This is a genomic window from Nocardioides scoriae, assembly GCF_900104965.1.
Classification (GTDB): Bacteria; Actinomycetota; Actinomycetes; order Propionibacteriales; family Nocardioidaceae; genus Marmoricola; species Marmoricola scoriae.
On sequence record NZ_LT629757.1, the window covers coordinates 311,231 to 336,086 of the forward strand.

Sequence of the window (24,856 nt, forward strand, 5' to 3'; positions counted from 1 at the left end):
AGGTCGTCGAGTAGCACGCCGTTAGCAACCGGCGCCGCTCGAGGCGCCAGGAGGAGGACCCGTACATGACCGACGACGAGCTCGAGCCCACCCGGCGTCGAGAGACCGAGGCCGAGCGCCGGCAGATCGCCGCCAACGCCAGATGGGCCAGAGAGCCCGACCGCTCGGCGGCAACGCAGCCTGCCCGGGACGGCATGCTCCGTCGCTTCGAGGACGAGGTCGACCCCGACCGGACCCTCCCGGCTGAGGAGCGCGCAATGCGGGCCGAGAACGCGCGCAGGGCGTTCTACCAGCGCATCGCGCTCAAGTCCGCTCAGTCGCGCCGCCGTAAGGCTGGTGGGGAGTCTTGAGCGCCCCCAGGACCGGGACCCGGTTGCTGTCGGTCACGCACGCGGCCGAGCAGCTCGACTGCAGCCGCGGCCACATCTACGGGCTCATCGCCGCCGGCCGGCTGCCTGTCGTCGAGATCGCGGCGACCGGCACCCGCACCAAGACCCGCATCCGCGCCGAGGACCTCGAGGCGCTGATCGAGGGCAACACCCGCCGGGCGGGAGCACCTGTGCTCGCGTGGCCCGACGTGTTGCCGCCGCGGCCCGACCTCTACCCCCACGCCGCACTCGGCGCCACGGAGAGAGCGACCTATGGCACCACCGAGGCCGCTGAGCGGCTGCAGGTGCGCGCCAGGGACGTCACGGATGGCATCGCCGACGGCGATCTCCACGCCCACCGCGACGGCGACCGCGGCCGCTGGCGCATCGACCACGCCTGCCTGATGGCCTGGCAGCGCGGCGACCTCTGCGAGCACAGGAAGGACGGTGACGCCGCTAGGTAGCCAGGCGTGCGCGGCGGGACGCGTCCCGCGACATCACCAGGTCCCGGGGTGGGCTGCAACCCACGAGCACGTCGGGGAGGACGCCACCCACACCAGCGACAACGTCCAGCTCGCCATCACTGGCTGGCACTGTTACCTCACCCAGCACAGCCCGCGGAGCCGCCCCCAGGTCGTCCTGCTGGACGACCACGGCCCGCTCGAGGTCGTCCTGGGCGCCGGGCTGGTGGCCGCGATCCTCGCTGCCACTGAGACCCGGGAGACCCGGGAGGCCATGTGGGCTCTGGTGAACGAGGTCGAGTCGTGAGCGCCGGCGTCGACGAGCCGGTGCCGTACGTCCTGACCTCGCGTGGGGAGGCGGCGACGCCGGCGATGGTGTGCCGAGACTGCGGGCGGACGTACAGCTCGTGGGGTTGGTTGATGGCTCACCGCTACAGCGCGGAACCGGCGAAGCAGGAGTCCGGTCGGCTGTTGGACGGTTCAACGCGGCGCCCCGCCAAGTTGTCGGCGGCGCCGCTTCTCAAGCGCGTCGAGGCGCGGGGTGGCTTCGCCGCCCGTGGTGGCCGACAGCACTCGGCAGAGGAGCGTGCCTACTACCGTGCACGCCGGGACGGGTGTCTTACTGGACGAGCAGCGGACCAGCTCGCAGTGCGGCTACTCGGGCTGACACTCATCGAGGTCTGGCGGCCGGACTGAGGCGGATCTAGGCGGCGCCGAAATCAGGAGCGCCGCCAGATGGGCGACCGAGGTGGGTTTGCGCAGGCTTCTTGTTGCAGCAGCAGGGAAATCCATGCTGGCGAATTCCCGCCACACCTAGGTCGACCCCGTCCCGGGGCGCCTACTGTCCGCGGATGACGCAGAGTGAGACGGACAGCGGCAACTCGATCGAGTCGGAGACCGAGGACGAGGTTGTTGAGGCGATCAAGTACATGATCGCGGAGTCGTTGGCGGTCTCCGTCTTTGCGAGTTCGGGCATGTTCTACCTCAGTCGTCACATGCATCAGGTTCACCCCGATGTGTCTCTCGACAACTTCGTCCTCATCGGTGACGGGGAAGGATCCGACGCTGACACCCGACCGCTTGGAATGATGCAGTGGGGCGATCTCCTCCGCGAGTTCGACCGAGGCGGCTCCGGTCACACTGTCCTGTTCAAGCAGTGGGCAGTGACGCTCATGGCGGACTGGGAACCGCTGCGCGAGCGCCTTGCGGCGGCCCGTGGTGTCCCTGTCGAAGAGGTGATGGTCGACGCCCTTGGAGATCTGCGCCTGTATCGCAACGACATCGTTCACAACAAGGGACGGGCATCGAAGGACTGGAGTGGACGCGCGAAGGTGCTCAAGTGGTTCAAGCCCGGGGAGGTCATCGACATCGACACGCACCACCTTGTGCAGTTCCTCGACGCACTGCCCTGGGAGGCCGTTCCTCGGGCTCTGCCCACGGGGGTGCGCTGGGAGAACTCGCAGGGTCAGATCGAGGTCACCTAGTTCGTTCTACCCTGCCCAGGTGCCGCACAACGTAGACGCCGGCCGCAACCACGGCGACTACGCCTACGCCCAGGCCGCGCAGATCCTCGGCGTCCACGTCTCCAACGTCCCCAAGCTCGTGACCCGCGGCGAGATCCGGTCCCGCGGCACGCGCGGCCCGCACGCGTCACTGCTGCGCGCCGACGTCGAGGCCGTACTCGAGCGCCGTCTGGAACGCCGCCGGGCCAAGGCTGAGCAGGAGTCGGCCACACCTCCGCGGCCAGCGTCCGCCCCACCCGACGACGACCACGAGAGTGGTTCAACCTCGAGCAGGCCGCCGACATCATCGGAATCAGCGGCCAGGCCGTCGGTAAGCGCGCCAGGAAGGGCACGATCCCCCACGTCCGCGCCGGGGTGCGCGTGTGGATCCGCTCCGACCACGCCCAGATCGTCGCCAACGCACACGCCGCACGAGAGGTCCTTGATGATCGGCGGGTCAGACCGTCCGGCGATTGGGGGCCTGCATCGTGACATCCAGGACCCATCGGGTTTGCCCATTGCAGAGGTGATCTGAGCGGAACCGACGTTCCGGAACAGGTGCGCACTAGGGTTGCGGCCATGCCGGAGGTGGTGGATCTTGCTGCGGATGCGGTCGTCATCCGCTTCGCACCCACCAGCACTGAGGCAGTCCTCAAGCGTGCGCGAATGGAGTTCCGCCGCGCCCAGCACTACGGGTTGTCTGTCTTCGCTGACTCAGCGCGTCCGGGCGAGAGTCGTGACCAGCTCATTGCGCGGCTGCTTGACGACTCGCAGCTGGCGGGGATTGATCCCCTGAACAACAAGAAGTACTACGTCTGCGCCAAGGCGGGGAATCTTGTCGACTCCGGCTTCGTTTTGGTCAAGGACGGCAGTGAGGAGGGGGAGGCCGAGCTACCGACCCACTACTGTGTCAACCTCGGCGAAGAGGACCCCAGTGTGGCGATTGCCGCTACATTTCTGGCACAGTTCGACGGACCGGAGAAGAGGGAGCCATGACTGCGAACGTCACGATTGACCTCAACGTCCGAGTCAGGGGCAACCAGACATTCACCGGTCTCGAGGACGTGCAGGGGCCGATCTACGTTGGCGGGACCGTCCGGGTCATCGAACCGGAGTCGGGCGTAGCAGGCTATGCGGTCGTCACTGAGATCGACACCGACAGTGAACTGGTCTACCTAGCTGTGGAGTGGGCAACTCTTGCTGCAGAGAGTGACGACAGCGAAACCCTGTCGTTCATAACAGACATGTCGCCTCACGTCCTCCATGCCCCCGCGCAGGAAGGGTGGCTGTATGTGTGGCCAGCCCAACTGAGGTCTGCACCCTTAGAGAATTTGACTGTCGCCTGCACCTTCGTCGACCGCTTCCGAGGCGATCTCGGCGGGAGTGTGCGTATCGCGGATGGCGCCCAGTGGTTAGAACCTGACAGTTGGCACCTGTCCACGGAACCTGACAGCTGGCGCACGTCTACGTGTAGGTCGGTCGGTATCGACACGGTGGTAGGTATGGCGTGAAGTTGCGAACAGTGATGTCCGTGGTCAGTGAGGGTGCTGCGACCGACGCACGAGGCCACATCACAGCGGTGGCGGTCGAACCTCAAACGTGGGTCGTTCCTGAGGTCCCTACCAACCTTGTGCCAGTCATGTGCGTGATTGCCGAGGACGAGCACGACAGCGTTCTTGAGCCCGGCATTCAGGTCACATTGTCGTTCGGTGCAACATCGCCTTCGGGTGAGACACTCTTCTACAACCAGTCCACCAATACCTTGCCAGCCAAGAAGGATCCCTCGCTGCCGCATCGCCTGCAGGCGGTTGCACAGATTCCCTTGCCGGTGAACGCGACAGGCATCTACACGCTGACGATCGAGCTGTCGGCGGGTGACCTGCGGCAGCGATGGTCCCGCCCGTTGAACGTCCGGGTGGGCTGACACCCATCCGCGCCAGTAACGAGCGGCGCGTTCCGACTCAGCCCGTGAACCGCGTCTACGACCCCGCCGACCGTTCGGAGATCCAGGTCCTCATCGAGGGCACCTGGTACGAGGGCGACCTCCACGCCTGGCAGGCCCGCGGCGACGAGCAGTGGGCCTCGGTGTCCTACAGCCGCGACCACCAGAACTACGTCGACACCGTCCCCGCCGACCCAGGTAGCGTCACCCTGAACGTCTACGCCGACGTCATCCCCGAAGACGACACCTCAGCCGTCGACAGTTTCGCAAGGGCGGTGTGGGGGGCATGAGTTCGATGCGCCGCGGCGCGGACATTTTTGAAGACATCGCTGGCGACATCGCCGGCTCCCTGGTGCCGGGGGTGGGACCCGTCGTCAAGCGGTTGGGGGCGAGGATGAGGGAGGAAAACGCCCGAAACCGGTCGCTTGCGCTTCGTGCAGCGTGCGACGCAGCCCAGTTGACCCGCGAGGACCTAGCCGAACGCGTCGTTGAGAATCCGCAACTGATTCCGCTGGTAACACGCCTGCTCTGGGAGGCCGCCATGACGGGTCAGCACCAGAAGCTCGAGGCGATGGGGCGCGCGTTCGGTCAAGCTGCCGCCCAGCAGACCGATGTCGAAAGTTGCGAGTTGATACTGACCGGTCTCCAAAACCTGGTGAGCGTCGATATCGTTGTACTTCGTTATCTCGGAGAGGTGCACGAGGTGTTCCGCCCCCACGCCAACGAACGTGAGACGGGGAACCGATCGACCCGCGAGGTCGCACCGAGAATGGGCATGACAGAGGAGCGCCTCTCCTACTCGTTGGTGAGGTTGGCTGGCCAGGGAATGGCGAGCCAGTCGTCCGTAATCGGGGGCGAGGTCTACACGATCACCGGCTCCGGTCTCGCGCTTTACGGGGCCCTTCAAAAGGTGGGGGAGCAGTGATCGAACGTAGCGATAGCAGAGAGTTAGCAATCCCGCCTCCCGTGCTGTGTGGGATGACCGTTGGCACCGCTCCGACCTGCACCTTCAACGCGCCCCCGGCAGGAATCGAACCTGCGACCAAGAGATTAGAAGGCTCTCGCTCTATCCGCTGAGCTACAGGGGCCTGAGACCAGCATGCCAGAGGTCGGGCGCGTGCCCGACGCACGCCTGGGTACGCCGGGACGAGGCGTCCCACGGCGCCCGACCCCGCGAGAGGACACGATGCAGCCAAAGGTGATCGGCGGTCGCTACCGCGTCGAGTCCGAGGTCGGACGCGGCGGCATGGGCACGGTCTGGGCCTGCCGCGACGAGGTGCTGCAGCGCGTGGTCGCCGTCAAGCAGGTCGGTCGGATGCCCGGCGAGTCGCTCACCGACACCGCGCGGGCGCTGCGCGAGGCCCGGTCGTCCGCCGGGCTGAGCCACCCCCACGTCGTCACCGTCTACGACGTCGTCGAGGAGGCGGGGGAGGTCTGGCTGGTCATGGAGCTGGTCCGAGGCCGCTCGCTCTCGGAGATCATCAAGCAGGACGGCCCGCTCGACCCGGCCGTCGCCGCCGAGATCGGCGCCCAGGTCGCCGACGGGCTCGTGGCCCTGCACCGCGCCGGCACAGTGCACCGCGACGTGAAGCCGGGCAACGTGCTGGTCCGCGAGGACGGCGTGGCCAAGATCAGCGACTTCGGGATCGCCCGCACCGAGGGCGAGCACACCCTCACCCTCGCCGGCAGCCTCACGGGCACGCCGAGCTACTTCTCGCCCGAGCTGGCCCGCGGCGCGACGCCCACGCCGGGCGACGACGTCTGGGCGCTCGGCGCGACGCTGTACGCCGCCGTCGAGGGCGCCCCGCCGTACGCCACGCAGAGCAACCCGGTCGCGGTGCTGCACGAGATCGTCACCCGGCCGCCCGAGCCGCCCCTCCGGGCGGGCGTGCTCGCCCCGGCCCTGGACCGGATGCTCGACCGCGACCCGGCGTCGCGGTGGTCGATGGCCGACGCCGCCCACGTGCTCCGGCGGGTGGCCGACGGGGGTCGCCCCGAGGCCACGCTGGCCCGCACGGTGACCGGACCGGCCGCGGTGGCCCCGGCGCCCGACCCCACGACCGCGTCCACCCCGGACCCGACCCCGGACCCGACCCCGGACCCGACCCCGGACCCTGCCCCCGACCCGACCCCGGGGCGGACCCGGCCGCGAGAGCGCCGGCGCCGGTGGCCGGCCGCCCTCGTGCTCCTGCTCGTGGTCGCCGTCCTGGGCGGGGCCTGGGCGCTGGGCCGGGTGACGGGGGACGACGGCGCCGCGAGCGGTGCGGACGCGTCGGCCACCCCGTCCGCCACGCCGTCCAGGACCCCGTCGGCGACCCCGTCCGACAGCCCCTCGGAGTCGCCGTCCGCGTCGGCCTCCGCCTCGCCCACGGAGACGCCGTCGGAGTCGCCCTCGGCGTCCGCCTCCGGCTCGGCCACGGGGGCCGCGGCCCGGGAGCAGCTGGTCCGGGACTACTTCGCCGCCGCCCCCGGCGGCACCGACGAGGCCTGGGCGATGCTCGGTCCCAGCCTCAAGGCGCAGGGGCGGGCGTCGTACGACCGGTTCTGGAGCGGCATCGAGTCCGTCGACGTGCTCGCGGCCAGGGCGCGTCCGGGCAGCGACCTGGTGGACGTGACGCTGCGCTACCGCACCACCGGGGGCGCCACCAGCACCGAGCGCAAGATCGAGGGCCTCGTCGAGGCACCGGGAGGCGGCTACCTGCTCGACACCGACACCTCGGCCGGCTGAGTGCGCCGCCCGACCCGGGGCCTCAGCCCCGCAGCCGGCCCATCCACTCCTCGACGGCGCCGGGGTCGCGGGGCAGGGCGGCCGAGAGGTTGCGGTAGCCGTCGGCGGTGACGACCAGGTCGTCCTCGATGCGGATGCCGGTGCCGCGCAGCTCCTCGGGCACCAGCAGGTCGTCCTCCTGGAAGTACAGACCGGGCTCGACCGTCAGCACCATGCCCTCGGCCAGCTCGCCGCCGGGGTACGTCGCGGGGTCGGTCGCCGCGCAGTCGTGGACGTCCATGCCGAGCATGTGGCTGGTGCCGTGGAGCGTCCAGCGGGCGTAGACCCGGCTGTCGGGGGACAGCGCCTCCTCGGCGCTCACCGGGAGCAGGCCGAGGTCCTCGAGGCCGTGGGCCAGCACCGACATCGCGGCCTCGTGGGCGCCCCGGAACGCCGCGCCGGGCCGCACCGCCTCGAAGCCGGCCTCCTGCGCGGCCAGCACCAGGGAGTAGAGGTCGCGCTGGAGCGGGGTGAAGCGGCCGTCGACCGGGAGCGTGCGCGTCACGTCGGCGGTGTAGAGCGACGTGGCCTCGGCGCCCATGTCGAGCAGCAGCAGGTCGCCCGGGGTGACCGGGCCGGAGTTGTCGGTCCAGTGCAGCGTGGTCGCGTGGGCGCCGCCGCCGACGATGGAGTCGTAGCCGATGTCGTTGCCGTGGGCGCGGGCCCGGCGGAAGAAGGTGCCCTCGATCCAGCGCTCGCCGTGCTCGAGCACCCGGTCCCACTCGCGCACGGAGTCCTCGAAGCCGAGGGTCGTCGTGTCGCAGGCGGTCTGGAGCTCGCCGAGCTCCCACTCGTCCTTGACCAGGCGCAGGTCGGACAGCACCCGGGCCAGCTCGTCGTCGCGGCCCCGGTCGCCCGGGACGAGCCGGTCGACGCGGGGGTCGGTGCCGCGCAGCACCCGGGTCTTGGCCGACTGGTCGAGCCGGTCCGGCAGCTCCTCGAGGTGGCGGGTCTCCACGCCCAGCGAGTCGGAGATCTCGCGCAGCGAGGGCCGGCGGCCGGCCCACAGCTCGCCGTACTGCCGGTCGCGGAAGAACTCGTCGGTCGCGCGCGAGCTGCGCGGCCGGGCGTAGAGGACGGCCTCGCCGCCCTCGAGGACCAGCACCGCGTCGGTCGTCTGGTTGCCCGAGAGGTAGGTGTGCGCGGTCTCGGCGCGGAACCGGTAGTCGGTGTCGTTGGCCCGCACCTTGAACCCGCCGGCCGGCACCACGAGGCGCTCGCCCGGGAACTGCGCCGCCAGCCGGTCGCGACGGGCCGCGGCCCACCGCGTGATCGGGTGGGCCGGCAGGTCGAGCTCGCGCTCGCCCCAGCCGGTGCGCATGAAGCTCGCGTAGGCGTCCGGGACCGGCGGGTCGTGGCTCTCCACGTGGGGCTCCGCGTCCACGAGGGCCTCCTCGCGGGGCTCCTGGGCGTCCTGGGTCTGGCTGTCACCGAGGTCTGCGCTCACCTGGTCATGCTACGTCTGCGGGATCGTTACCCTTGCGCCCATGCAACGACGCCGCAGCTCCGCCGCGTTCACCGTCGCCGTCTCGGTCGTGATGCTGCTCGGGGCGGTCGTGATGGCCGTGGTGCTGCTGCTCTCCGGCGCCCCCGGCGCGCTCGTGGTCGGGGTCGTGCTGGCCGCGCTCCCCGTCGCCCCGCTCGTGGCGGTCTACATGTGGCTCGACCGCTACGAGCCCGAGCCGCGCAGCCTGCTGGTGCTCGCGCTGGGCTGGGGCGCCTTCGTCGCCACCTCGGCGGCGCTGCTGCTGCAGGTCGCCGACGGGCTGCTGGTCGGCTCCAGCGACGGGTGGAGCACCGCGGTGGTCGCCCCGGTGACCGAGGAGGCCTCCAAGGGCCTGTTCGTCCTGCTGCTGCTCTTCTTCCGGCGCCGCGAGCTCGACGGCATCCTCGACGGCCTGGTGTACGCCGGCATGGTCGGCATCGGGTTCGCCTTCACCGAGAACATCCTCTACCTGTCGGCGGCCTACATGGGCCAGGACGGCCAGCCCGGGGGCGTCGGCGGCGCGATCGGCCTGTTCGTCGTGCGCGGCATCATCAGCCCCTTCGCGCACCCCTTCTTCACCTCCTTCATCGGCATCGGCGTCGGCCTGGCCGTGACCACCCGCAGCCCCGCGGTGCGGGTGCTCGGCCCGCTGGTGGGCTACCTGCTGGCCGTGGCCGCCCACGCCGCGTGGAACGGCTCGCTGGTCGCCGACGACGGCGCCAACGCGCTCGCGACGTACGTCTTCCTCATGGTGCCGGCCTTCCTGCTGCTGGCCGGCTTCGCGATCTGGTCGCGGCGCCGCGAGCGCCGGGTGCTGACCCGGGCGCTGGAGGACTGCGCGGAGCGCGGCTTCCTGCACCCCGCCGAGGTGCCGTGGCTCGCCGGCATCCGCGCGCGCCGCTTCGCCCGGAGGTACGCCGAGACGGCCGGCGGTGCGGTCGCACGCCGCACGATGGTCGCCTACCAGCACGAGGCCGTGGAGCTGGGCTTCCTGCACCACCGCTACCTGCGCGGCGTCGCGCCGTCCGACTTCGTGGTCCTCGGCCAGGAGCACGTCGACCGGATGGCCGCGCTGCGGCCCTCGCTGCTGTGGCCGCAGCCGACGAGACCGACCGAGGCCCAGCTGCCCGTCGTGCCCGCCGAGCAGCAGCGGACCCCCTGGTGAGCGCGCCGACGGACGACATGCTCGGCACCCTGCAGGCGCTGCACGCCGCGCTCGAGCAGGTCCGGCTGCCGCTGGAGGTCCCGGGCTCGGCCGGCCACCGCACCCGCCGCACCGAGATGGCCGAGCAGCTCGAGGACTACGTCCTGCCCCGGCTGCGCGAGATCGACGCGCCGCTGCTGGCGGTCGTCGGCGGCTCGACCGGCGCCGGCAAGTCGACGCTGGTCAACTCCCTCGTGGGTCAGGTGGTCACCGAGCCGGGCGTGCTGCGCCCCACCACGCGCTCGCCGGTGCTGGTGCACCACCCCGAGGACGCCGCGTGGTTCGACCGGCAGCGGGTGCTGCCCGAGCTCGAGCGCACCGAGCGCTCCACCGACGACCCGCAGGCGCTGCGCCTGGTCGCCTCCACGTCGGTGCCCCAGGGGCTGGCCCTGCTCGACGCCCCCGACATCGACTCCGTCGAGGCGCGCAACCGCACCCTGGCCACCCAGCTCCTGGGGGCGGCCGACCTGTGGCTGTTCGTCACCTCGGCGGCGCGCTACGCCGACCAGGTGCCGTGGGACTTCCTGCGCACCGCCGCCGAGCGCAGCGCCGCGGTGGCGGTCGTGCTCGACCGCACCCCGCCCGAGGCGGTGACCGACGTCTCGCACGACCTGGCGCGGATGCTGACCGCGCGCGGCCTGCGCGACTCGCCGCTGTTCACCGTCGAGGAGCGCCCGCTCGGGTCCGACGGCCTGCTCCCGGCCGACGCGGTCGCCGAGATCCGGGGCTGGCTCGCCGAGCTCGGCGCCGACGCCGGCGCCCGCAGCGCCGTCGTGCGCCAGACCCTCGACGGCGCGGTCAAGGCAGTCGCCCGCGACAGCTTCGTCATCGCCGACGCCGGCGCGGCGCAGCTGGAGACCCGCTCGCGGCTCGAGCGCGACGTCGAGGTGGCCTACGCCCAGGCCGAGACGGCCGTGGACGACGCGTCGGCCGACGGCACCCTGCTGCGCGGCGAGGTGCTGGCCCGCTGGCAGGACTTCGTCGGCACCGGCGAGTTCCTGCGCGGCCTGGAGTCCCGCATCAGCCGGCTGCGCGACCGCGTGACCGCGGCCGTGATGGGCAAGCCCCAGCAGGCCGAGCGGGTCACGGTGGCCGTCGAGTCGGGCCTGCAGACGCTCGTCATCGAGAACGCCGAGGCCGCCGCCGAGCGGGCCGAGGGCGCGTGGCGGGCCGACCCCGCCGGACGCCAGGTGCTCGAGGGCACCGCCACCGACCTCTCGCGCGCCTCGCGGGAGTGCCGCGCCGCGACCGAGCGGCTGGTCCGCGACTGGCAGGCCGCGGTGCTCGACCTGGTCCGCACCGAGGGTGCCGACAAGCGCGGCACCGCGCGGTTCCTCGCCTACGGCGTCAACGGCCTCTCGGTCTCCCTGATGGTCGTGGTCTTCGCCTCGACCGGAGGCGTGACCGGGGCCGAGGTCGGCATCGCCGGCGGGTCGGCCGTGCTGGGCCAGAAGCTGCTCGAGGCCGTCTTCGGCGACCAGGCCGTGCGCCGCCTGGCCGCCACCGCCCGCGCCGACCTGGCCGAGCGCGTCCACGCGCTGATGCTCGCCGAGCAGCGACGCTTCACCGCCCTGCTGGGCGACCTCGACCTGCCCGACGACGTGCCCGACCGGCTGCGCACGCTGGCCCGGCGCGTCGACGACCTGCGGTTCTCGAACGGAGGTGCCGCGTGAGTGGCGTCATGGAGGGTGCGCGGCGGCTGCTGCGCCGCGGCGACCGGCTCGAGGAGCGGGTCGCCGGGCTGGGCGAGGCGGTCGAGCACGGCCGCGGCCGGCTCGACGACGGCCTGCTCGACCGGGCGGAGGCCGTCACCCGACGGGCCGGCGCCCGGTTGCAGCTCTCGGGCGGCCACACCGTGGTGGCCCTGGCCGGGGCGACCGGCTCGGGCAAGTCGTCGACCTTCAACGCCCTGGTCGGGCTCGACATCGCCGCGACCGGCGTACGCCGCCCGACGACGTCGAAGGCCGCTGCCTGCGTGTGGGGCGAGGACCCGGGCAGCGAGCTGCTCGACTGGCTCGAGGTGCCGGCCCGCCACCGCGTGCAGCGCGACTCGCTGCTCGACGACCGGACGCCGCGCCGCGGCGAGCCCGTGCTCGACGGCCTCGTGCTCCTCGACCTGCCCGACCACGACTCCACCGAGGTCGCCCACCACCTCGAGGTGGAGCGGCTGGTGGGGCTCACCGACCTCATGGTCTGGGTGCTGGACCCGCAGAAGTACGCCGATGCCGCGCTCCACCGCCGCTTCCTGGCCCCCCTGGCCTCGCACCGCGAGGTGATGCTCGTCGTGCTCAACCACGTCGACCAGGTCGCCCCCGAGCGCCGCGAGGCCGTGCTCGACGACGTGCGTCGGCTGCTCGCGCTCGACGGCCTCGAGGGCGTCCCGGTGCTGGCCACCTCGGCCCGCACCGGCGAGGGCATCCCGGAGCTGCGGGCCGCCGTCGCCGGGCGGGTGGCCGACAAGGCCACGGCCCGGGCCCGGCTCGCGGGCGACGTCGGCGACGCCGCCACGGCCCTGCAGCGCGAGAGCGGTGACGCCGAGCCGCGCGAGCTGCGCGACCGCGACCGCCGCGAGCTGCACGACGCCCTCGCCGACGCGGCGGGCGTGCCCGTCGTGGTCGACGCCGTGGCGCGCGCCACCACGGTGCGCGGCCGCCAGGCCACCGGCTGGCCCGTCACGTCCTGGCTGGCCCGGTTCAAGCCCGACCCGCTGCGCCGGCTCCACCTCGACCGCGGCACCCGCGGGGGCGACCTGGTCGTCGCGGCCCGGTCCTCGCTCCCGGCCCCCGGCCAGGTGCAGCACGCCCGCGTCGAGACCACCGTGCGCGCCCTCGGCGACCAGGTCGGCCGCGACCTCGCGCCCCCGTGGCAGCGGGCGGTGCGCCGCGCGTCGGTCTCCCGCTTCGACGACCTCGACGACCGGCTCGACCGGGTGGCCACCACGACCGACCTCGGCGTGGGTGACCTGCCGCTGTGGTGCCGCGGGATCCGCGGGCTGCAGTGGGTGCTGCTGCTGACCGCGCTGGTCGGCGGCGTGTGGCTCGGGGTCCTCGCGGTGTTCTCCTACCTGCGGCTGCCCGAGCCGGGCACGCCGGAGGTCCAGGGCTTCGCGCTCCCGACCCTGCTCCTCGTCGGAGGCGTGGCCGCCGGGCTGGTGGTGGCGCTGCTGGCCCGGGTCCTGGTCGGGATCGCCGCGCGCTCCCGCGCCCGCAAGGCCGACAAGCGGCTGCGCGCCGGCGTGGTGGAGGTCGCCGACGACCTCGTGGTGGCGCCGGTGCGGGCCGAGCTGGCCGCCCACCGCAGCGTCCACGACGGGCTGCGCGCGGCGCTGCGCTGACACGGGCCGCCGTGCCCCGTGGCGCGGGCGTCCACAGCCGTGGTCCGCGGCGACGGGGTCCACAGCCCGGCGTCGACGCGTCCCCACGGTCGGCGCGACGGGGTGGACTGCGGTCGCCGCACGGCGCACCCGGCGCCGGCGATGCGACTCCGGAGGTCCACCGATGAACGAGAGCTACGTGACCCTGCAGGGCTGGGTCGGGGGAGACGTCGACGTGCGGGAGGTGGGCGAGACCACGGTGGCGTCGTTCCGGGTCGGCTCGACGCCGCGCTACCACCGAGCCGGCACGTGGGTGAACGGCGAGACCTCGTGGTACACCGTCAACTGCTGGCGCGGCCTGGCCGCCAACGTCCGCGAGTCCGTGCGGCGCGGTGACGCCGTCGTGGTCCACGGCCGGGTGCGCGTCGACGTCTGGAAGCGCGACGACGACGCCCCGAGCTCGACCTCGTGGGTGGTCGACGCGACCTTCGTGGGCCACGACCTCACCAAGGGCACCAGCGCCTTCAGCAAGGCCACGCGGCCGCAGCCGCTCGAGCCCGGCGATCCGGGGGAGCCGGTCCGGTCGGCTGTCGGTGCGCCGGCCGAGCCCGTCCAGCCGGCCGCCTGAGCCTCAGGCCCAGTGCGCGGCCCGCCGGCGCACGTCGTCGGGCACCCGGTCGTGCGAGTCGGGGTTGCTGACGACGCCGTCGCAGGCGCGGCGCAGGGGCAGCGTCCCCGCCCAGGTGCCGGCCGCGACGTCCTCGTCGTCGTCGCCCGCGTCGCCGGCGCGCTCCTTGACCGACGCCTCGGCGAGTGGCACCGCCAGCACGACGGTGGCGGCCAGCTCCTTGCGGGTCATGGGGCGCAGCGTCGCCGCGCGACCGGGCACGACCTGGTCGACGACCGCGTCGAGGGCACGGAGCCGTTCGGCCGCGTCCGTGACCAGCCGGGCGCGGCCGAGCACCACGGCCGAGCGGTAGTTCATCGAGTGGTGGAAGGCCGAGCGCGCCAGCACGAGGCCGTCGAGCTCGGTCACGGTCACGCAGACCTCCGCGCCGTCCATCCGGCCCAGCCAGCCGGCGCCCACCGACCCGTGGAGGTAGAGGCTGCCGGCCTCGTCGGGGCCCTGCGGGTCGACGGCGTACGCACTGGGCACGACGACGGGCCGGCCCTCGCGCACCACCCCGACGTGGGCGACCAGGCCGTCGGCCAGCAGGTCGTGCAGCGCCTGGCGATCGGTGCGCCCGCGCTCGCGCAGCCGGGTGATCCGGGTGCGCGGGGTGGAGGACAGGGGCGGGGTGCTGGGGAGGTCGGCAGCGGCCATGCGCCCAGCCTGCCCTCCAGGTGGACCGGTGTCATGGTCCACTTGAGGGGTAGTTCAGCAGTCCACTTCACCCCCCGGGAGGCCCCGTGACTGCCGCGAGCGTCCCGCTGCGCGCCCTCGACCGCTCCGACGCGGTGCCGCTGCCGGCCCAGGTGGCGGGCCAGCTGCGGGCGCTGGTCCTCGACGGCACCCTCGGCCTCGAGGACCGGCTCCCCGGCACCCGCACCCTGGCCGCGGAGCTGGGTGTCTCGCGCGCGGTCGTGCAGCAGGCCTACGACCAGCTGGTGGCCGAGGGCTGGGCCCGCGCCCACCGCGGGGCCGGCACGGTCGTCGCCTCGGCCGGGCTGGCGCCGCCGGTGCGGCCGGGGCACCCCTCGCCCCGGCAGCGTGGGGGACTGGTCGGGATGGGGACCGGCACGCCGTGGGTGGACCCGCGCCACCGCGCGGGGTGGCGGCGGGCGTGGCGCGAGGTGTCGGCCGCCCGGCCACCCACGGGGTACGACGACCCGCGCGGCCTGCCCGAGCTGCGCGAGGCGATCGCCGAGCGGCTCGCCCGCACCCGCGGACTGGTCGTGGGTGCCGACGAGGTGATGACGACGGTCGGGACCACCGACGCCCTGCGCCACCTGCTCCTCACCCTGCCCGCCGGCGCGGTGGCCGTCGAGGACCCGGGCTACCGCGCGGTCGTGGCCCTGGCGCGGGCGACGGGGCGCGAGGTCCGCGACCTCGAGCCCGGACGGGCGCCCGTGACGCTGCGGGGGTGCGCCGCGGCGTACCTCACCCCGGCCCACCAGCACCCCCTCGGCCTCGTGCTCCCCGCCGGCGAGCGGCTGGCGACCCTCGAGGTGGCGCGGGCGGCGGGCGCGCTGGTCGTCGAGGACGACTACGACTCGGAGTTCCGCTGGGACGTCGCTCCCGTCCCGGCGATGGCCGCGCTCGACCGGGAGCAGGTCGCCTACGTCGGCACCGCGTCGAAGTCGGTGGCGCCCAGCCTCCGGCTCGGCTGGCTGGTCGCGCCGCCGGCCGTGCACGAGCGGGTGGTGGCGCTGCGCGAGGCGACCCACGACGCCGTGCCGTGGCCGGTCCAGCGCGCCTTCGTGTCCCTGCTGCGCGACGGCTACGTCGACCGGGTGGTCCGCTCCGGGCGACGCGTCTACGCCCGGCGGCTGCCGCGGGTGGTCGAGGCGCTCGCGCCGCACGGCGAGCTCGCCGGCCCGCCCGCGGGGATGTACGCCGCGTGGCGGATGCCTGCCCAGCGGGCGCTCGCCGCCCGCGACGCCGCCCGCGAGGCGGGGTTCGACGTGCCCCTGCTCGCCGACTACTGCCGCACCGCGACCGCGACCGGGATCGTCCTGGGGGTCGGTGGCTGCACCGACGAGCAGCTCGAGCGGGCGCTGGCGGCGCTGGTCGCCGGGTGCGAGCGCGGCTGATCCTGCGCCCAGCCCTTAGGCTGGGGTCACCATGGCTGAATACGTCTACACGCTGCACAACGTCCGCAAGGCCCACGGCGACAAGGTGGTCCTCGACAACGTCACGCTGTCGTTCCTGCCCGACGCCAAGATCGGCGTCGTCGGGCCCAACGGCACCGGCAAGTCCACCCTGCTGAAGATCATGGCGGGGCTCGAGCAGGCCAACAACGGCGACGCGATGCTGGCCCCCGAGGCCACCGTCGGCATGCTCCAGCAGGAGCCGCCGCTGTCCGAGGGCCGCACCGTCCTGGAGAACGTCGAGGAGGCGGTCGGCGAGATCAAGGCCAAGCTCGACCGCTACAACGCCATCTCCGAGGAGCTGGCGGACCCTGACGCCGACTACGACAAGCTCCTCGGCGAGATGGGCGACCTCCAGACCGACCTCGACCACGCCAACGCGTGGGACCTCGACTCCCGCCTCGACCAGGCGATGGACGCGCTGCGCTGCCCCCCGCCGGACGCGATCGTCGACCAGCTCTCCGGTGGTGAGCGCCGTCGCGTGGCGCTGTGCAAGCTGCTCCTCCAGCAGCCCGACCTGCTGCTCCTCGACGAGCCCACCAACCACCTCGACGCCGAGTCGGTGCAGTGGCTGGAGGGCCACCTCGCGGGCTACCCGGGCGCCGTCCTGGCCGTGACCCACGACCGCTACTTCCTCGACAACGTGGCCACGTGGATCCTCGAGCTCGACCGCGGCCAGACCCACCCCTACGAGGGCAACTACTCCACCTACCTGGAGACCAAGAAGGACCGCCTCAAGATCGAGGGCCAGAAGGACGCCAAGCGCGCCAAGATGCTCGAGCGCGAGCTCGAGTGGGTCCGCTCCAACGCCAAGGCCCGCCAGACCAAGAGCCGCTCGCGGCTCGCGCGCTACGAGGAGATGGCGGCCGAGGCCGACCGGATGCGCAAGATCGACACCTCGGAGATCAACATCCCCGCCGGCCCGCGCCTGGGCGACGTCGTCCTCGAGGCCGACCACCTGACCAAGGGCTTCGGCGACCGGATCCTCATCGACGACCTGTCCTTCTCGCTGCCGCGCGCCGGCATCGTGGGCGTCATCGGCCCCAACGGCGTCGGCAAGACCACGCTGTTCAAGATGATTGTCGACCAGCAGCAGCCCGACGCCGGCGACCTGACGGTCGGCAAGACCGTCAAGATCTCCTACGTCGACCAGAGCCGCGGTGGCCTCGACGCCAGCAAGAACGTCTGGGAGGTCGTCTCCGACGGGCTCGACTTCATCAAGGTCGCCAACTTCGAGATGAACTCGCGCGCCTACGTCGCGTCGTTCGGCTTCAAGGGCCCCGACCAGCAGAAGAAGGCCAACGTGCTCTCCGGTGGCGAGCGCAACCGGCTCAACCTGGCGCTGACGCTCAAGATGGGCGGCAACATGCTGCTCCTCGACGAGCCCACCAACGACCTCGACGTCGAGACGCTGTCCTCGCTGGAGGACGCGCTGCTGGAGTTCCCGGGCTGCGCGGTCATCACCTCCCACGACCGGTGGTTCCTCGACCGCACGGCCACGCACATCCTGGCCTGGGAGGGCACCGCCGACGAGCCGGGCAGCTGGTTCTGGTTCGAGGGCAACTTCGCGTCGTACGAGGCCAACAAGATCGAGCGCCTGGGCGTGGAGGCGGCGCGGCCGCACCGCGTCACCCACCGTCGCCTGACCCGCGACTAGCGGAGCCGGGCGGGCCCGTCAGCGGATGTCGGCGCTGGCGGGCTTGCCCCGCAGCAGCCGGTCGCTGACCTCGTCGAAGATCCGGCCGAGGGCCTCGAAGTCCTCGGGCGAGGCGAGGTCGACGAGGTGCTTGCGCACGCTGCGCACGTGGCTGGGGGCCGCGCGCACCAGCAGGTCGTGGCCCTGCTGGGTCATCACGGCCTCGACGCCGCGGCCGTCGGACTCCGACGCGTGGCGCTCGACGAGGCCGGCGCGCTCCATCCGGGCGATGGTGTGCGTCACGCGGCTGCGCGAGTGCGTCATCGCGTCGGCCAGCAGTGCCATCCGCATCCGGCGGTCGGGCGTCTCCGAGAGCCGCACGAGGATCTCGTACTCGCTGAAGGAGATGTCGTGCTCCTCGCGGAGCTCGCGGTCGAGCTGGTGCTGGAGCAGCTCGGTCCCCATGATGTAGGCGCGCCACGACTGCTGCTGCTCGCGCGCGAGCCACTGGACGTCGTCCGCTGCATCCCTCCGAGACCCCATGGCCGCATCATAGGTGCGGCCACGGGGTCGAGGAGACCTCAGGAGCGGTTCACACGCGCTCGAGGATCATGGCCATGCCCTGGCCGCCGCCGACGCACATGGTGATGAGACCGGTCGACTTGTCGTGCCAGTCCAGCGAGTTGATCATCGTGTTCTGCAGCCGGGCCCCGGTCATGCCGAAGGGGTGGCCGACCGCGATCGCGCCGCCGTTGACGTTGAGCCGGTCGAGGTCGATCCCGAGCTCCTGGTACGACGGGACGACCTGCGCGGCGAAGGCCTCGTTGATCTCGACGAGGTCGATGTCGCCGATCGACATGCCGGCGATCGCGAGCGCGCGCCGGGTGGCCTCGACGGGGCCGAGGCCCATGATCTCGGGGGACAGGCCGCTGACGCCGGTGGAGACGATGCGGGCGAGCGGGGTCAGCCCGAGCTCGGCCGCCTTGGTGTCGGACATGACGACCACGGCCGCGGCGCCGTCGTTGAGGCCGCAGCAGTTGCCGGCGGTGACCACGCCGTCGGGGCGGAAGACCGGCTTGAGGCCGGCGACCGACTCGTAGGTGACGCCGGCGCGGGGGCCGTCGTCGGCCGTGACGACGGTGCCGTCGGGGGTGGTGACCGGGGTGATCTCGCGAGCCCAGAACCCGTCGGCGATGGCCTTCTCGGCGAGGTTCTGGCTGCGGACGCCGAACTCGTCGAGCTCCTTGCGGTCGAGGCCCCGCAGCTTCGCGACGTTCTCGGCCGTCTGGCCCATGGCGACGTAGATGTCGGGCAGGGCGCCGTCCTCGCGGGGGTCGTGCCAGTCGTGGCCGCCCTCGGCCAGCGTCGCGCTGCGGCTCTGCGCGTCGTCGAAGCGCGGGTTGACCGTGCCGGGGAGGTGGTCGGAGGTGCCCTTGGCGAAGCGCGACACGGTCTCGACGCCGGCGGAGACGAACACGTCGCCCTCGCCGGCCTTGATCGCGTGCAGCGCCATCCGCGAGGTCTGCACCGAGGAGGAGCAGTAGCGGGTGACGGTGGTGCCGGGGACCGAGTCGAGGCCCAGCAGGGTGGAGACGACCCGGCCCATGTTGAAGCCGGACTCGCCGCCGGGCAGGCCGCAGCCCAGGATCAGGTCGTCGATCGTGGTGGGGTCGAGCGCGGGGATCTTGTCCAGCGCCGCCTGCACGGCGAGGGCGGTGAGGTCGTCGGGCCGGAAGTCCTTGAGCGAGCCCTTGTTGGCGCGCCCGATGGGGGTGCGGGCGGCGGCGACGATCACGGCTTCGGGCATGGGTGCTCCTGGGCGTCCGGGGATGGCTACCGGCCGGTAGCCGACGACCAGCCTAGACCTGGGACGATCGTCGCGTGCCGCACACCTACGCCTGCCCGATGCGCTGGGCCGACATGGACCTGCTCGCCCACGTCAACAACGTGACCTACCTCGACTACGTCACCGAGGCCCGCGAGGCCTTCCTGGCCGAGGCGCTGGGCGCCGGGCCGGACGACGTGCACCGGGCCGTGCGGGAGCACCGCCTCGACTTCGTGGCGCCGCTGGTCTTCGGGCGCCGCCCCGCGCTGGTCGACACCTGGGTGGTGGCGTCCTCGCCCGAGCAGCTGGTGCTGGCGCACGAGGTCCACGACGACACCCCGGACGGCCGGGTGACGCACCTGCGGGCGACCACGGTGCTCGAGCCCGGTGTCGAGCCCGGTGTCGAGGTCGGGGCCCGTGCCGGGGGACTGCTCCAGCCGGAGCCGGACCACGACTGGCGCCCGGTGCAGCGCTCGGCGGGTCCGCCGCGCCACTCGTCGCCGGTCGTGGTGCGCCGCTCGGACCTCGGGGTGGCGGGGGAGGCCCGCGACGACGCCGTGCTGGAGTACTTCCAGGAGGCGCGGATCCGCTACTTCACCGACCTGCACACCCGCGGCGAGGACTGGGGCCGGGTGGTGGTCGCACGCACCGACCTGCGGCTGGTCGGACCGGCGCCGCGGCGGCGGGAGGCGGCGTACGACGCGCGGGCCCGGATCGGCCACCTGGGGTCGTCGTCGTTCACCGTCGAGGCCGAGCTCGTCGACCCGTCGGTGCCCGACGAGCGGGGGGAGCCGACGGTGCTGGCGACCTCCACGGTCGTGCTGGTCTGCTTCGACCCCGAGACCCAGCGGCCGCGCCCGATGCCGGAGGCGCAGCGGGTCCGGCTGCAGCAGGAGCTCAGCTGACGGGGCCGGGCTCCTCGGGGGTGTTGACCATGAACTGCGCGGCGTGGGTGACGTAGTCCCAGAACTGCTGGTCCTGCTCGGGCGGCAGCGCCACCTCGTCGAGCGCGGCCCGGAAGTGCGTCAGCCAGTGCTGCGCGGCCGTCGGCGTCACCGCGAACGGCGCGTGGCGCATCCGCAGCCGGGGGTGGCCGCGCCGCTCGGAGTAGGTGGTCGGGCCGCCCCAGTACTGCTCGAGGAACAGCGCGAAGCGCTCCTCCGCGGGGCCGAGGTCGGCCTCGGGGTACATCGGGCGCATCACCTCGTCGGTCGCGACCCCCTCGTAGAAGCGGTGCACGATCCTGCGGATCGTGGTGCTCCCGCCGATCTCGTCGTAGAAGGTGCTCACCGGGCCATTGTGCCGTCCGGGGCTCAGCGCAGGTCGCCCAGGTAGCGCCGGGCCCGCGCCAGGTTGCGCAGCCCGGACTCCCAGGTGACCCCGAGGACCAGCAGCACCACGCCCACCGCGCCGATGGTGACCCAGCGCGGGACCGCGTCGGCGACCGGCTCGAGGTGGCGCAGCACGAGCAGCGCGGTGACGGCCGCGCCCGCGACGAACGGCGCCGTCAGCCGCTGCGTGACGCCCCAGGCCAGGGTCAGCACGGCCGCGGCCCCCAGCAGCGCGCCCCGCACCGAGACCGGGTCGCCCAGCGCCAGCAGCAGGCTGGGCAGCAGCGCCAGCGACAGGCCGCTGCCGAGCACCCGGGCGCTGCCGAGCCCCCGCTCGCGGTGCAGCCGCCAGGCGCCCGCGGCGACGAGCAGCGCGGCCGCCGGCAGCGTGACCAGCTCGGGCGCGGGCTCCTCGACCACCACCCGCAGCGCCGTGGCCGCCGCGAGGACCACCGCGGCGACCCAGCCGAGGTCCTGGCGGTCGCGCCGCAGCACCGCGAGCAGCGCGACGGCCGTGCCGACGACGGTCAGGCACGCGGCCGCGGCCCGGTCGTCGTCCGTCGTGGTGACCGCGACCAGGGCCAGGACGGCAGCGGTGGCCTCGAGGCCGAGACGGGCGGCGGTGGTCCGGGTGGACGCGGCGACCAGGGCCACCAGCCCGGCGTACGCCGCCACGGCGAGCGCGCGCAGGTCGGGCTCGACGCCGAGCTGGAGCCCCCAGGCCCCCAGCGCGGCGCCGCCGGTGCCCGCGGCCAGCACGGCCAGGGTGCCCGCGGAGGCCGCCGACCCGGTGCGGTCGCGCAGCACGAGCGCCGCCAGCAGCGGCAGCCCGAGCGCGGTCAGCGTCAGGGCCGGCAGCAGCGCCGTGCTCGAGGTGAGGGCGAAGCCGGTGGCCAGCAGCGCGGGGTACGCCGCCACGGCGCTGGTCGACCAGGCCACGAGGGCGTCGTCGCGCGCCCACCAGGCGGCGGCGCCGGCGGTCCCGGCGGCGACCAGGCCCACCAGCACGACCCCCCACAGCGGCGCGTCCAGGGTCAGCGCGAGACCGGTCACGCCGACCGCGAGCACGGCCGGCACCAGGGCCACCCACGCCCGCCGGGCCGAGGTCGGGCGGCGCTCCAGGAGGCGGACCAGAGCCGCGCCGGCCACGAGCACCACCACGGCCAGCAGCAGCGACGTCCAGCCGGCGGGCGACGCGACGGCCGACGTGACGGGGGAGGTGACGGGCGCGACGGCGGCCGACGCGGGCGACCGGCCCGCCTCGGACCACTGCGCGAGCGCGACGAGCGGACGGACCACGAGCACCCCGGCCGCCCACAGCGCGCCCAGCGCGGTGAGCGCACCGGCGGCGCGGGCCACGGCCGACGCCGCGGACGCCACGGCCGCGGCCGCGACGACCAGCAGCGAGCCGGCCACGAGGTCGAGGGTGGGCGAGCCGAGCGTCGCGGGGCCGGTCGACAGCGAGACGAGCAGCACGAGCCAGGTCAGCAGCGCCAGCACGGCGAGACCGGCGCCGACCCGGCGCACGGGGCGGTGCAGCAGCCAGGCGAGGAGCCCGAGCAGCGGCACCAGCACCGCCGACCCCGCCACGGGGTCGGGCCGGTCCCAGGCCTGGGCGACCGTCACGACGAGGGCCCCCACCACGGCCACGACCTGCAGGCCCAGCAGCTCGCGGACGGGGGCGGGGTGGCTGCCGCTGCGGCGGGTGCGCACCCAGGTGGCCACGCCGGCGCCGAGCGCGAGCAGGGTGCCGCCCGCGAGGGCGTGCACCTCGCGCTCGGCGAGGGCGTCGAGGCCGAGCAGCCCGGCCGAGCACGCGGCGTACACGTCGACCGTGAGCATGCCGGCCGTCACCAGCCACAGCACCTCGGCCGACGTGCGCAGCCCGCGCCGGGTGACCAGGTCGGCCACCGCCGCGACCGCGCCCGTGACGCCGAGCAGCACCAGGGTGCGGCCGAGCAGCCCGAGCACGTCCCAGGCGACGCCGACGAAGACCAGCGCGAAGACCATCAGGCACAGCCCGCCGAGACCGAGCAGGACGGTCGGCACCGACGCCGCCGGGAGCCGGACGTGGTGGCGCTGCTGGTCGGCGGGCGGTGGCACGGGGGCGGCGCCCGGCTCGGCGGGCAACGGCAGCGGCTGCGCGCGCAGCCCCTCGACCAGGCTGTCGGCGGTGCGCATCGTCTGCCACAGCCGGGTGGCGAGCTCACCGCGCAGCTGCAGCCCGCACCCCGTGCAGGTGGCCCGCGGGTCCAGCGCGGCGCGGCAGTCCGGGCAGACGGTGGGGTCCAGGAGGCGGCTCATGGACCGATCGTCCGGCAGCAGGGGTCCCGAGCGCACCGGCCGAAGGACTCAACCCGAGGTGAGCACCCCTACTCAGCCGGGGCGGGCCGCTGGTCGCCGGAGCGGGGGTCGCCGGGGCGGGGCGGCGCGTCGTGGTGCCAGACCACCCGCTGGGGGAGCGGGATCACGATGCCCTCGTGGTCGAAGCGGCCCTTGATGCGCTGGCGCATCTCGCGGGCCACCGCCCACTGCTCCAGCGGCGCGGTCTTGAGGGTCACGCGGACCACGACGCCGTCGGGGCCGAGGTTCTCCACGCCCCAGACCTCGGGCTCCTCGATGACCACGTCGCGGTAGTCCTCGTCCTCCCACAGCCCGTGGGCGACCTCGGCGAGGATCCGGCGCACCCGCACCAGGTCCTCGGTGTAGCCGACGTTGACGTCGAGCACCGTGCGCGCCCAGTTCTGGCTCTGGTTGCCGACGCGCAGGATCTCGCCGTTGCGGACGTACCAGACGGTGCCGTTGACGTCGCGCAGCCGCGTGACGCGCAGGCCGACCGCCTCGACGGTGCCGACGGCCTCGCCCAGGTCGACGACGTCGCCGACGCCGTACTGGTCCTCGACCATCATCATCACGCCCGAGAGGAAGTCCTTGACGAGGTTCTGCGCGCCGAAGCCGATGGCCAGGCCCAGGACGCCGGCGCTGGCGAGGATCGGCGCGACGTCGACCCCGATCTCGGAGAGCACCATCACGAAGGCGATGCCGAACACGACGGTGGTGAGGATGCTCTTGAGCAGGGTGCCGAGGCTGCGGGCCCGCTGGGCCCGGCGGGTGTGCACGGCGCGGGCGCCCGGCAGCGGCGTCATCTCGGCGCGCTGCACGACGCGGTCGACCGCCTTGGTCGCCAGCCACCGGACCACCAGCGCCCCCAGCAGCAGGCCGACGATCGCGGCCGGCTTGCCGATCAGCCACGTCGCCGCGCGGGCCGCGACCTCGTTGCCGGTCCAGTCGTAGACCGCGGCGCAGGTCCAGCTGTCGGTCTCTCGGCACTGGGTCGGCATGTCGAGCAGGGGGGTGGGGACGAGCATGTGAGGGAGGCTACGAGCCCGCGTGGAGCTCGACCAAGCCGAGCCCGGCTAGACTCGACGTGTGTTGACTCACGACCCAGCCCGCCGTGGCCGCCGTCTCCGTCGCCCCTCACCGGGCCGTCTGTCCCTGGTCGCCGCCGGGTCCGTGAGCCTCGTGCTCGCGTCCTCGCTGGTGTCGTCGGCCTCGGCCGACACCCCCGAGCGCTGGGAGCAGGCGCCCGACGTCTCGATCCTCGGCTTCCTGCTGGTCCTGGTCATCATCCCGCTGGGCGTCGCCGCGGTCGTGGTGCTGCTCTCGGTGCTGCCGTCGCTGACGCGCGACAAGGGCTACGAGCCCGGCGCCGCGTGGCGCGGGGAGCCCGAGTGGTTCGGCGGTCCGACCAAGGGCCTGGGCGCGGCCGACGAGGTCTCGCCCCAGCAGCTCGAGGCCGGGAGCAAGGGCGCCGGGGGCACCAGTGCCAGCTGGTGAGTTCAACGCCGCGCAGCAGGCCGAGATCGACCGGGCGATCCGCACCGCCGAGACGACCTGCCGCTTCGAGTTCTCCGTCTACGTCGGGGCGGCCCAGGGCGAGACCCGTCCCTTCGCCCAGCGCCTGCACGCCGCGCTGAACAACCCCGCCCGCAGCGTCCTGATCCTGGTCGACCCCGCCGCACGTCGGCTCGAGGTCGTCACCGGCGAGGTGGTGCGCCGCAGCCTCGACGATGGCGCCGTGCGCCTGGCCGTGGCCGGGATGCAGTCGGCGTTCGCGTCCGGTGACGTGGTCGCCGGCGTCAAGCACGGCGTCAACCAGCTGGCCGAGGCGGCCCGCGCACCCCGCTCGCTGCACGGCAGCTGAGCGGGG

General features: G+C 73.4%; 26 protein-coding genes and 1 tRNA gene. 19 read left to right on the forward strand and 8 right to left on the reverse strand.

Annotated features, from left to right (window positions below; translation table 11 throughout):
• Positions 1-65 precede the first annotated feature (65 nt).
• The 9 genes from BLU55_RS01485 (at position 66) to BLU55_RS01530 (ending at position 5,198) form a co-directional block, all read left to right on the forward strand.
• Positions 66-350, forward strand: coding sequence for a hypothetical protein (locus BLU55_RS01485; RefSeq protein ID WP_091725333.1), 285 nt, complete (start codon positions 66-68; stop codon positions 348-350).
• A complete protein-coding gene (locus BLU55_RS01490; RefSeq protein ID WP_091725335.1) occupies positions 347-832 on the forward strand; it encodes a helix-turn-helix domain-containing protein in 486 nt (161 codons plus the stop codon). Before BLU55_RS01485 ends, BLU55_RS01490 begins: the two co-directional genes overlap by 4 nt.
• Positions 816-1,136, forward strand: a complete 321-nt coding sequence (locus BLU55_RS01495) for a hypothetical protein (RefSeq protein WP_091725336.1) — start codon at positions 816-818, stop codon at positions 1,134-1,136. Before BLU55_RS01490 ends, BLU55_RS01495 begins: the two co-directional genes overlap by 17 nt.
• Before the next feature lie 544 nt (positions 1,137-1,680).
• On the forward strand, positions 1,681-2,313 hold the full coding sequence (locus BLU55_RS01505) for a hypothetical protein (protein WP_091725339.1): 633 nt from the start codon (positions 1,681-1,683) through the stop codon (positions 2,311-2,313).
• Positions 2,314-2,910: 597 nt separating this feature from the next.
• Entirely contained in the window at positions 2,911-3,327 is a 417-nt protein-coding gene (locus tag BLU55_RS01510) for a hypothetical protein (protein WP_157682676.1), read from the forward strand.
• Entirely contained in the window at positions 3,324-3,842 is a 519-nt protein-coding gene (locus BLU55_RS01515; protein WP_091725343.1) for a hypothetical protein, read from the forward strand. Before BLU55_RS01510 ends, BLU55_RS01515 begins: the two co-directional genes overlap by 4 nt.
• A gap of 134 nt (positions 3,843-3,976) precedes the next feature.
• The gene (locus BLU55_RS01520) at positions 3,977-4,255 is read left to right on the forward strand and encodes a hypothetical protein (protein ID WP_157682677.1); all 279 of its coding nucleotides are present in this window, start codon (positions 3,977-3,979) and stop codon (positions 4,253-4,255) included.
• Between the two features lie 44 nt (positions 4,256-4,299).
• A complete protein-coding gene (locus tag BLU55_RS01525) occupies positions 4,300-4,563 on the forward strand; it encodes a hypothetical protein (RefSeq protein ID WP_091725346.1) in 264 nt (87 codons plus the stop codon).
• Positions 4,560-5,198, forward strand: coding sequence for a hypothetical protein (locus BLU55_RS01530; RefSeq protein WP_157682678.1), 639 nt, complete (start codon positions 4,560-4,562; stop codon positions 5,196-5,198). The genes BLU55_RS01525 and BLU55_RS01530 overlap by 4 nt, the downstream gene beginning before the upstream one ends.
• A gap of 90 nt (positions 5,199-5,288) precedes the next feature.
• Here the strand turns inward: BLU55_RS01530 and BLU55_RS01535 are convergent.
• A tRNA-Arg gene (locus tag BLU55_RS01535) sits at positions 5,289-5,361 on the reverse strand.
• Positions 5,362-5,459: 98 nt separating this feature from the next.
• Here BLU55_RS01535 and BLU55_RS01540 point away from each other — a divergent pair.
• The gene (locus BLU55_RS01540; RefSeq protein WP_172833846.1) at positions 5,460-7,001 is read left to right on the forward strand and encodes a serine/threonine-protein kinase; all 1,542 of its coding nucleotides are present in this window, start codon (positions 5,460-5,462) and stop codon (positions 6,999-7,001) included.
• 22 nt (positions 7,002-7,023) lie between these two features.
• Here the strand turns inward: BLU55_RS01540 and BLU55_RS01545 are convergent, their stop codons facing one another.
• Positions 7,024-8,487: an aminopeptidase P family protein gene (locus BLU55_RS01545; protein WP_231916993.1), complete on the reverse strand. Its 1,464-nt coding sequence runs from the start codon at positions 8,485-8,487 to the stop codon at positions 7,024-7,026.
• A 40-nt stretch (positions 8,488-8,527) separates the two neighbouring features.
• Here BLU55_RS01545 and BLU55_RS01550 point away from each other — a divergent pair, with 40 nt between their 5' ends.
• The 4 genes from BLU55_RS01550 to BLU55_RS01565 all read left to right on the forward strand — a co-directional run bounded on the left by BLU55_RS01550 (position 8,528) and on the right by BLU55_RS01565 (position 13,671).
• Positions 8,528-9,691: a PrsW family intramembrane metalloprotease gene (locus tag BLU55_RS01550; RefSeq protein WP_091725351.1), complete on the forward strand. Its 1,164-nt coding sequence runs from the start codon at positions 8,528-8,530 to the stop codon at positions 9,689-9,691.
• Positions 9,688-11,403 carry a dynamin family protein gene (locus BLU55_RS01555; protein ID WP_231916994.1) on the forward strand — a complete coding sequence of 572 codons (1,716 nt, stop codon included), beginning with the start codon at positions 9,688-9,690 and terminating at the stop codon, positions 11,401-11,403. The genes BLU55_RS01550 and BLU55_RS01555 overlap by 4 nt, the downstream gene beginning before the upstream one ends.
• Positions 11,400-13,064 (forward strand): P-loop NTPase family protein, encoded by a 1,665-nt coding sequence (locus BLU55_RS01560; protein ID WP_091725352.1) that lies wholly within the window; start codon positions 11,400-11,402, stop codon positions 13,062-13,064. The genes BLU55_RS01555 and BLU55_RS01560 overlap by 4 nt, the downstream gene beginning before the upstream one ends.
• A 163-nt stretch (positions 13,065-13,227) precedes the next feature.
• Positions 13,228-13,671: a single-stranded DNA-binding protein gene (locus tag BLU55_RS01565; RefSeq protein ID WP_091725354.1), complete on the forward strand. Its 444-nt coding sequence runs from the start codon at positions 13,228-13,230 to the stop codon at positions 13,669-13,671.
• Positions 13,672-13,674: 3 nt separating this feature from the next.
• Here the strand turns inward: BLU55_RS01565 and BLU55_RS01570 are convergent, their stop codons facing one another.
• Entirely contained in the window at positions 13,675-14,367 is a 693-nt protein-coding gene (locus tag BLU55_RS01570; RefSeq protein WP_091725355.1) for a pyridoxamine 5'-phosphate oxidase family protein, read from the reverse strand.
• 86 nt (positions 14,368-14,453) lie between these two features.
• On the opposite strand from BLU55_RS01570, the gene BLU55_RS01575 reads away from it, so the two are divergent.
• The gene (locus BLU55_RS01575) at positions 14,454-15,797 is read left to right on the forward strand and encodes an aminotransferase-like domain-containing protein (protein WP_091725357.1); all 1,344 of its coding nucleotides are present in this window, start codon (positions 14,454-14,456) and stop codon (positions 15,795-15,797) included.
• 31 nt (positions 15,798-15,828) lie between these two features.
• Complete coding sequence (gene ettA / locus BLU55_RS01580; protein WP_091725359.1) at positions 15,829-17,511, forward strand: energy-dependent translational throttle protein EttA; 1,683 nt, start codon at positions 15,829-15,831, stop codon at positions 17,509-17,511.
• An 18-nt stretch (positions 17,512-17,529) separates the two neighbouring features.
• On the opposite strand, the gene BLU55_RS01585 is transcribed toward ettA, so the two are convergent.
• Together BLU55_RS01585 and BLU55_RS01590 are read right to left on the reverse strand one after the other, a co-directional pair.
• Complete coding sequence (locus BLU55_RS01585) at positions 17,530-18,033, reverse strand: MarR family winged helix-turn-helix transcriptional regulator (protein WP_091725360.1); 504 nt, start codon at positions 18,031-18,033, stop codon at positions 17,530-17,532.
• Between the two features lie 49 nt (positions 18,034-18,082).
• On the reverse strand, positions 18,083-19,297 hold the full coding sequence (locus BLU55_RS01590; RefSeq protein WP_091725361.1) for an acetyl-CoA C-acetyltransferase: 1,215 nt from the start codon (positions 19,295-19,297) through the stop codon (positions 18,083-18,085).
• A 74-nt stretch (positions 19,298-19,371) separates the two neighbouring features.
• Here BLU55_RS01590 and BLU55_RS01595 point away from each other — a divergent pair, with 74 nt between their 5' ends.
• Positions 19,372-20,220 (forward strand): acyl-CoA thioesterase, encoded by an 849-nt coding sequence (locus BLU55_RS01595; RefSeq protein WP_091725362.1) that lies wholly within the window; start codon positions 19,372-19,374, stop codon positions 20,218-20,220.
• Here BLU55_RS01595 and BLU55_RS01600 read toward each other — a convergent pair.
• The 3 genes from BLU55_RS01600 to BLU55_RS01610 all read right to left on the reverse strand — a co-directional run bounded on the left by BLU55_RS01600 (position 20,213) and on the right by BLU55_RS01610 (position 24,014).
• Positions 20,213-20,605: a globin gene (locus tag BLU55_RS01600; RefSeq protein WP_091725363.1), complete on the reverse strand. Its 393-nt coding sequence runs from the start codon at positions 20,603-20,605 to the stop codon at positions 20,213-20,215. The two genes, BLU55_RS01595 and BLU55_RS01600, sit on opposite strands and share 8 nt — an antisense overlap.
• 23 nt (positions 20,606-20,628) lie before the next feature.
• Positions 20,629-22,950, reverse strand: coding sequence for an SCO7613 C-terminal domain-containing membrane protein (locus BLU55_RS01605; RefSeq protein ID WP_091725364.1), 2,322 nt, complete (start codon positions 22,948-22,950; stop codon positions 20,629-20,631).
• 68 nt (positions 22,951-23,018) lie between these two features.
• Complete coding sequence (locus BLU55_RS01610) at positions 23,019-24,014, reverse strand: mechanosensitive ion channel family protein (protein ID WP_231916995.1); 996 nt, start codon at positions 24,012-24,014, stop codon at positions 23,019-23,021.
• A gap of 145 nt (positions 24,015-24,159) precedes the next feature.
• Here BLU55_RS01610 and BLU55_RS01615 point away from each other — a divergent pair, with 145 nt between their 5' ends.
• Both BLU55_RS01615 and BLU55_RS01620 read left to right on the forward strand, forming a co-directional pair.
• Positions 24,160-24,483 carry a hypothetical protein gene (locus BLU55_RS01615; protein WP_091725365.1) on the forward strand — a complete coding sequence of 108 codons (324 nt, stop codon included), beginning with the start codon at positions 24,160-24,162 and terminating at the stop codon, positions 24,481-24,483.
• Complete coding sequence (locus BLU55_RS01620; RefSeq protein WP_091725366.1) at positions 24,470-24,850, forward strand: DUF5130 family protein; 381 nt, start codon at positions 24,470-24,472, stop codon at positions 24,848-24,850. The genes BLU55_RS01615 and BLU55_RS01620 overlap by 14 nt, the downstream gene beginning before the upstream one ends.
• The last annotated feature ends 6 nt before the right edge of the window (positions 24,851-24,856 follow it).

Bases quoted from the DNA above. Each gene is read 5' to 3' on its own strand.
- BLU55_RS01485 (WP_091725333.1), top strand. From the start codon at position 66: ATGACCGACGACGAGCTCGAGCCCACCCGGCGTCGAGAGACCGAGGCC.
- BLU55_RS01505 (WP_091725339.1), top strand. From the start codon at position 1,681: ATGACGCAGAGTGAGACGGACAGCGGCAACTCGATCGAGTCGGAGACC.
- BLU55_RS01510 (WP_157682676.1), top strand. From the start codon at position 2,911: ATGCCGGAGGTGGTGGATCTTGCTGCGGATGCGGTCGTCATCCGCTTC.
- BLU55_RS01515 (WP_091725343.1), top strand. From the start codon at position 3,324: ATGACTGCGAACGTCACGATTGACCTCAACGTCCGAGTCAGGGGCAAC.
- BLU55_RS01530 (WP_157682678.1), top strand. From the start codon at position 4,560: ATGAGTTCGATGCGCCGCGGCGCGGACATTTTTGAAGACATCGCTGGC.
- BLU55_RS01540 (WP_172833846.1), top strand. From the start codon at position 5,460: ATGCAGCCAAAGGTGATCGGCGGTCGCTACCGCGTCGAGTCCGAGGTC.
- BLU55_RS01550 (WP_091725351.1), top strand. From the start codon at position 8,528: ATGCAACGACGCCGCAGCTCCGCCGCGTTCACCGTCGCCGTCTCGGTC.
- BLU55_RS01565 (WP_091725354.1), top strand. From the start codon at position 13,228: ATGAACGAGAGCTACGTGACCCTGCAGGGCTGGGTCGGGGGAGACGTC.
- BLU55_RS01570 (WP_091725355.1), bottom strand. From the start codon at position 14,367: ATGGCCGCTGCCGACCTCCCCAGCACCCCGCCCCTGTCCTCCACCCCG.
- ettA (WP_091725359.1), top strand. From the start codon at position 15,829: ATGGCTGAATACGTCTACACGCTGCACAACGTCCGCAAGGCCCACGGC.
- BLU55_RS01585 (WP_091725360.1), bottom strand. From the start codon at position 18,033: ATGGGGTCTCGGAGGGATGCAGCGGACGACGTCCAGTGGCTCGCGCGC.
- BLU55_RS01590 (WP_091725361.1), bottom strand. From the start codon at position 19,297: ATGCCCGAAGCCGTGATCGTCGCCGCCGCCCGCACCCCCATCGGGCGC.
- BLU55_RS01605 (WP_091725364.1), bottom strand. From the start codon at position 22,950: ATGAGCCGCCTCCTGGACCCCACCGTCTGCCCGGACTGCCGCGCCGCG.
- BLU55_RS01610 (WP_231916995.1), bottom strand. From the start codon at position 24,014: ATGCTCGTCCCCACCCCCCTGCTCGACATGCCGACCCAGTGCCGAGAG.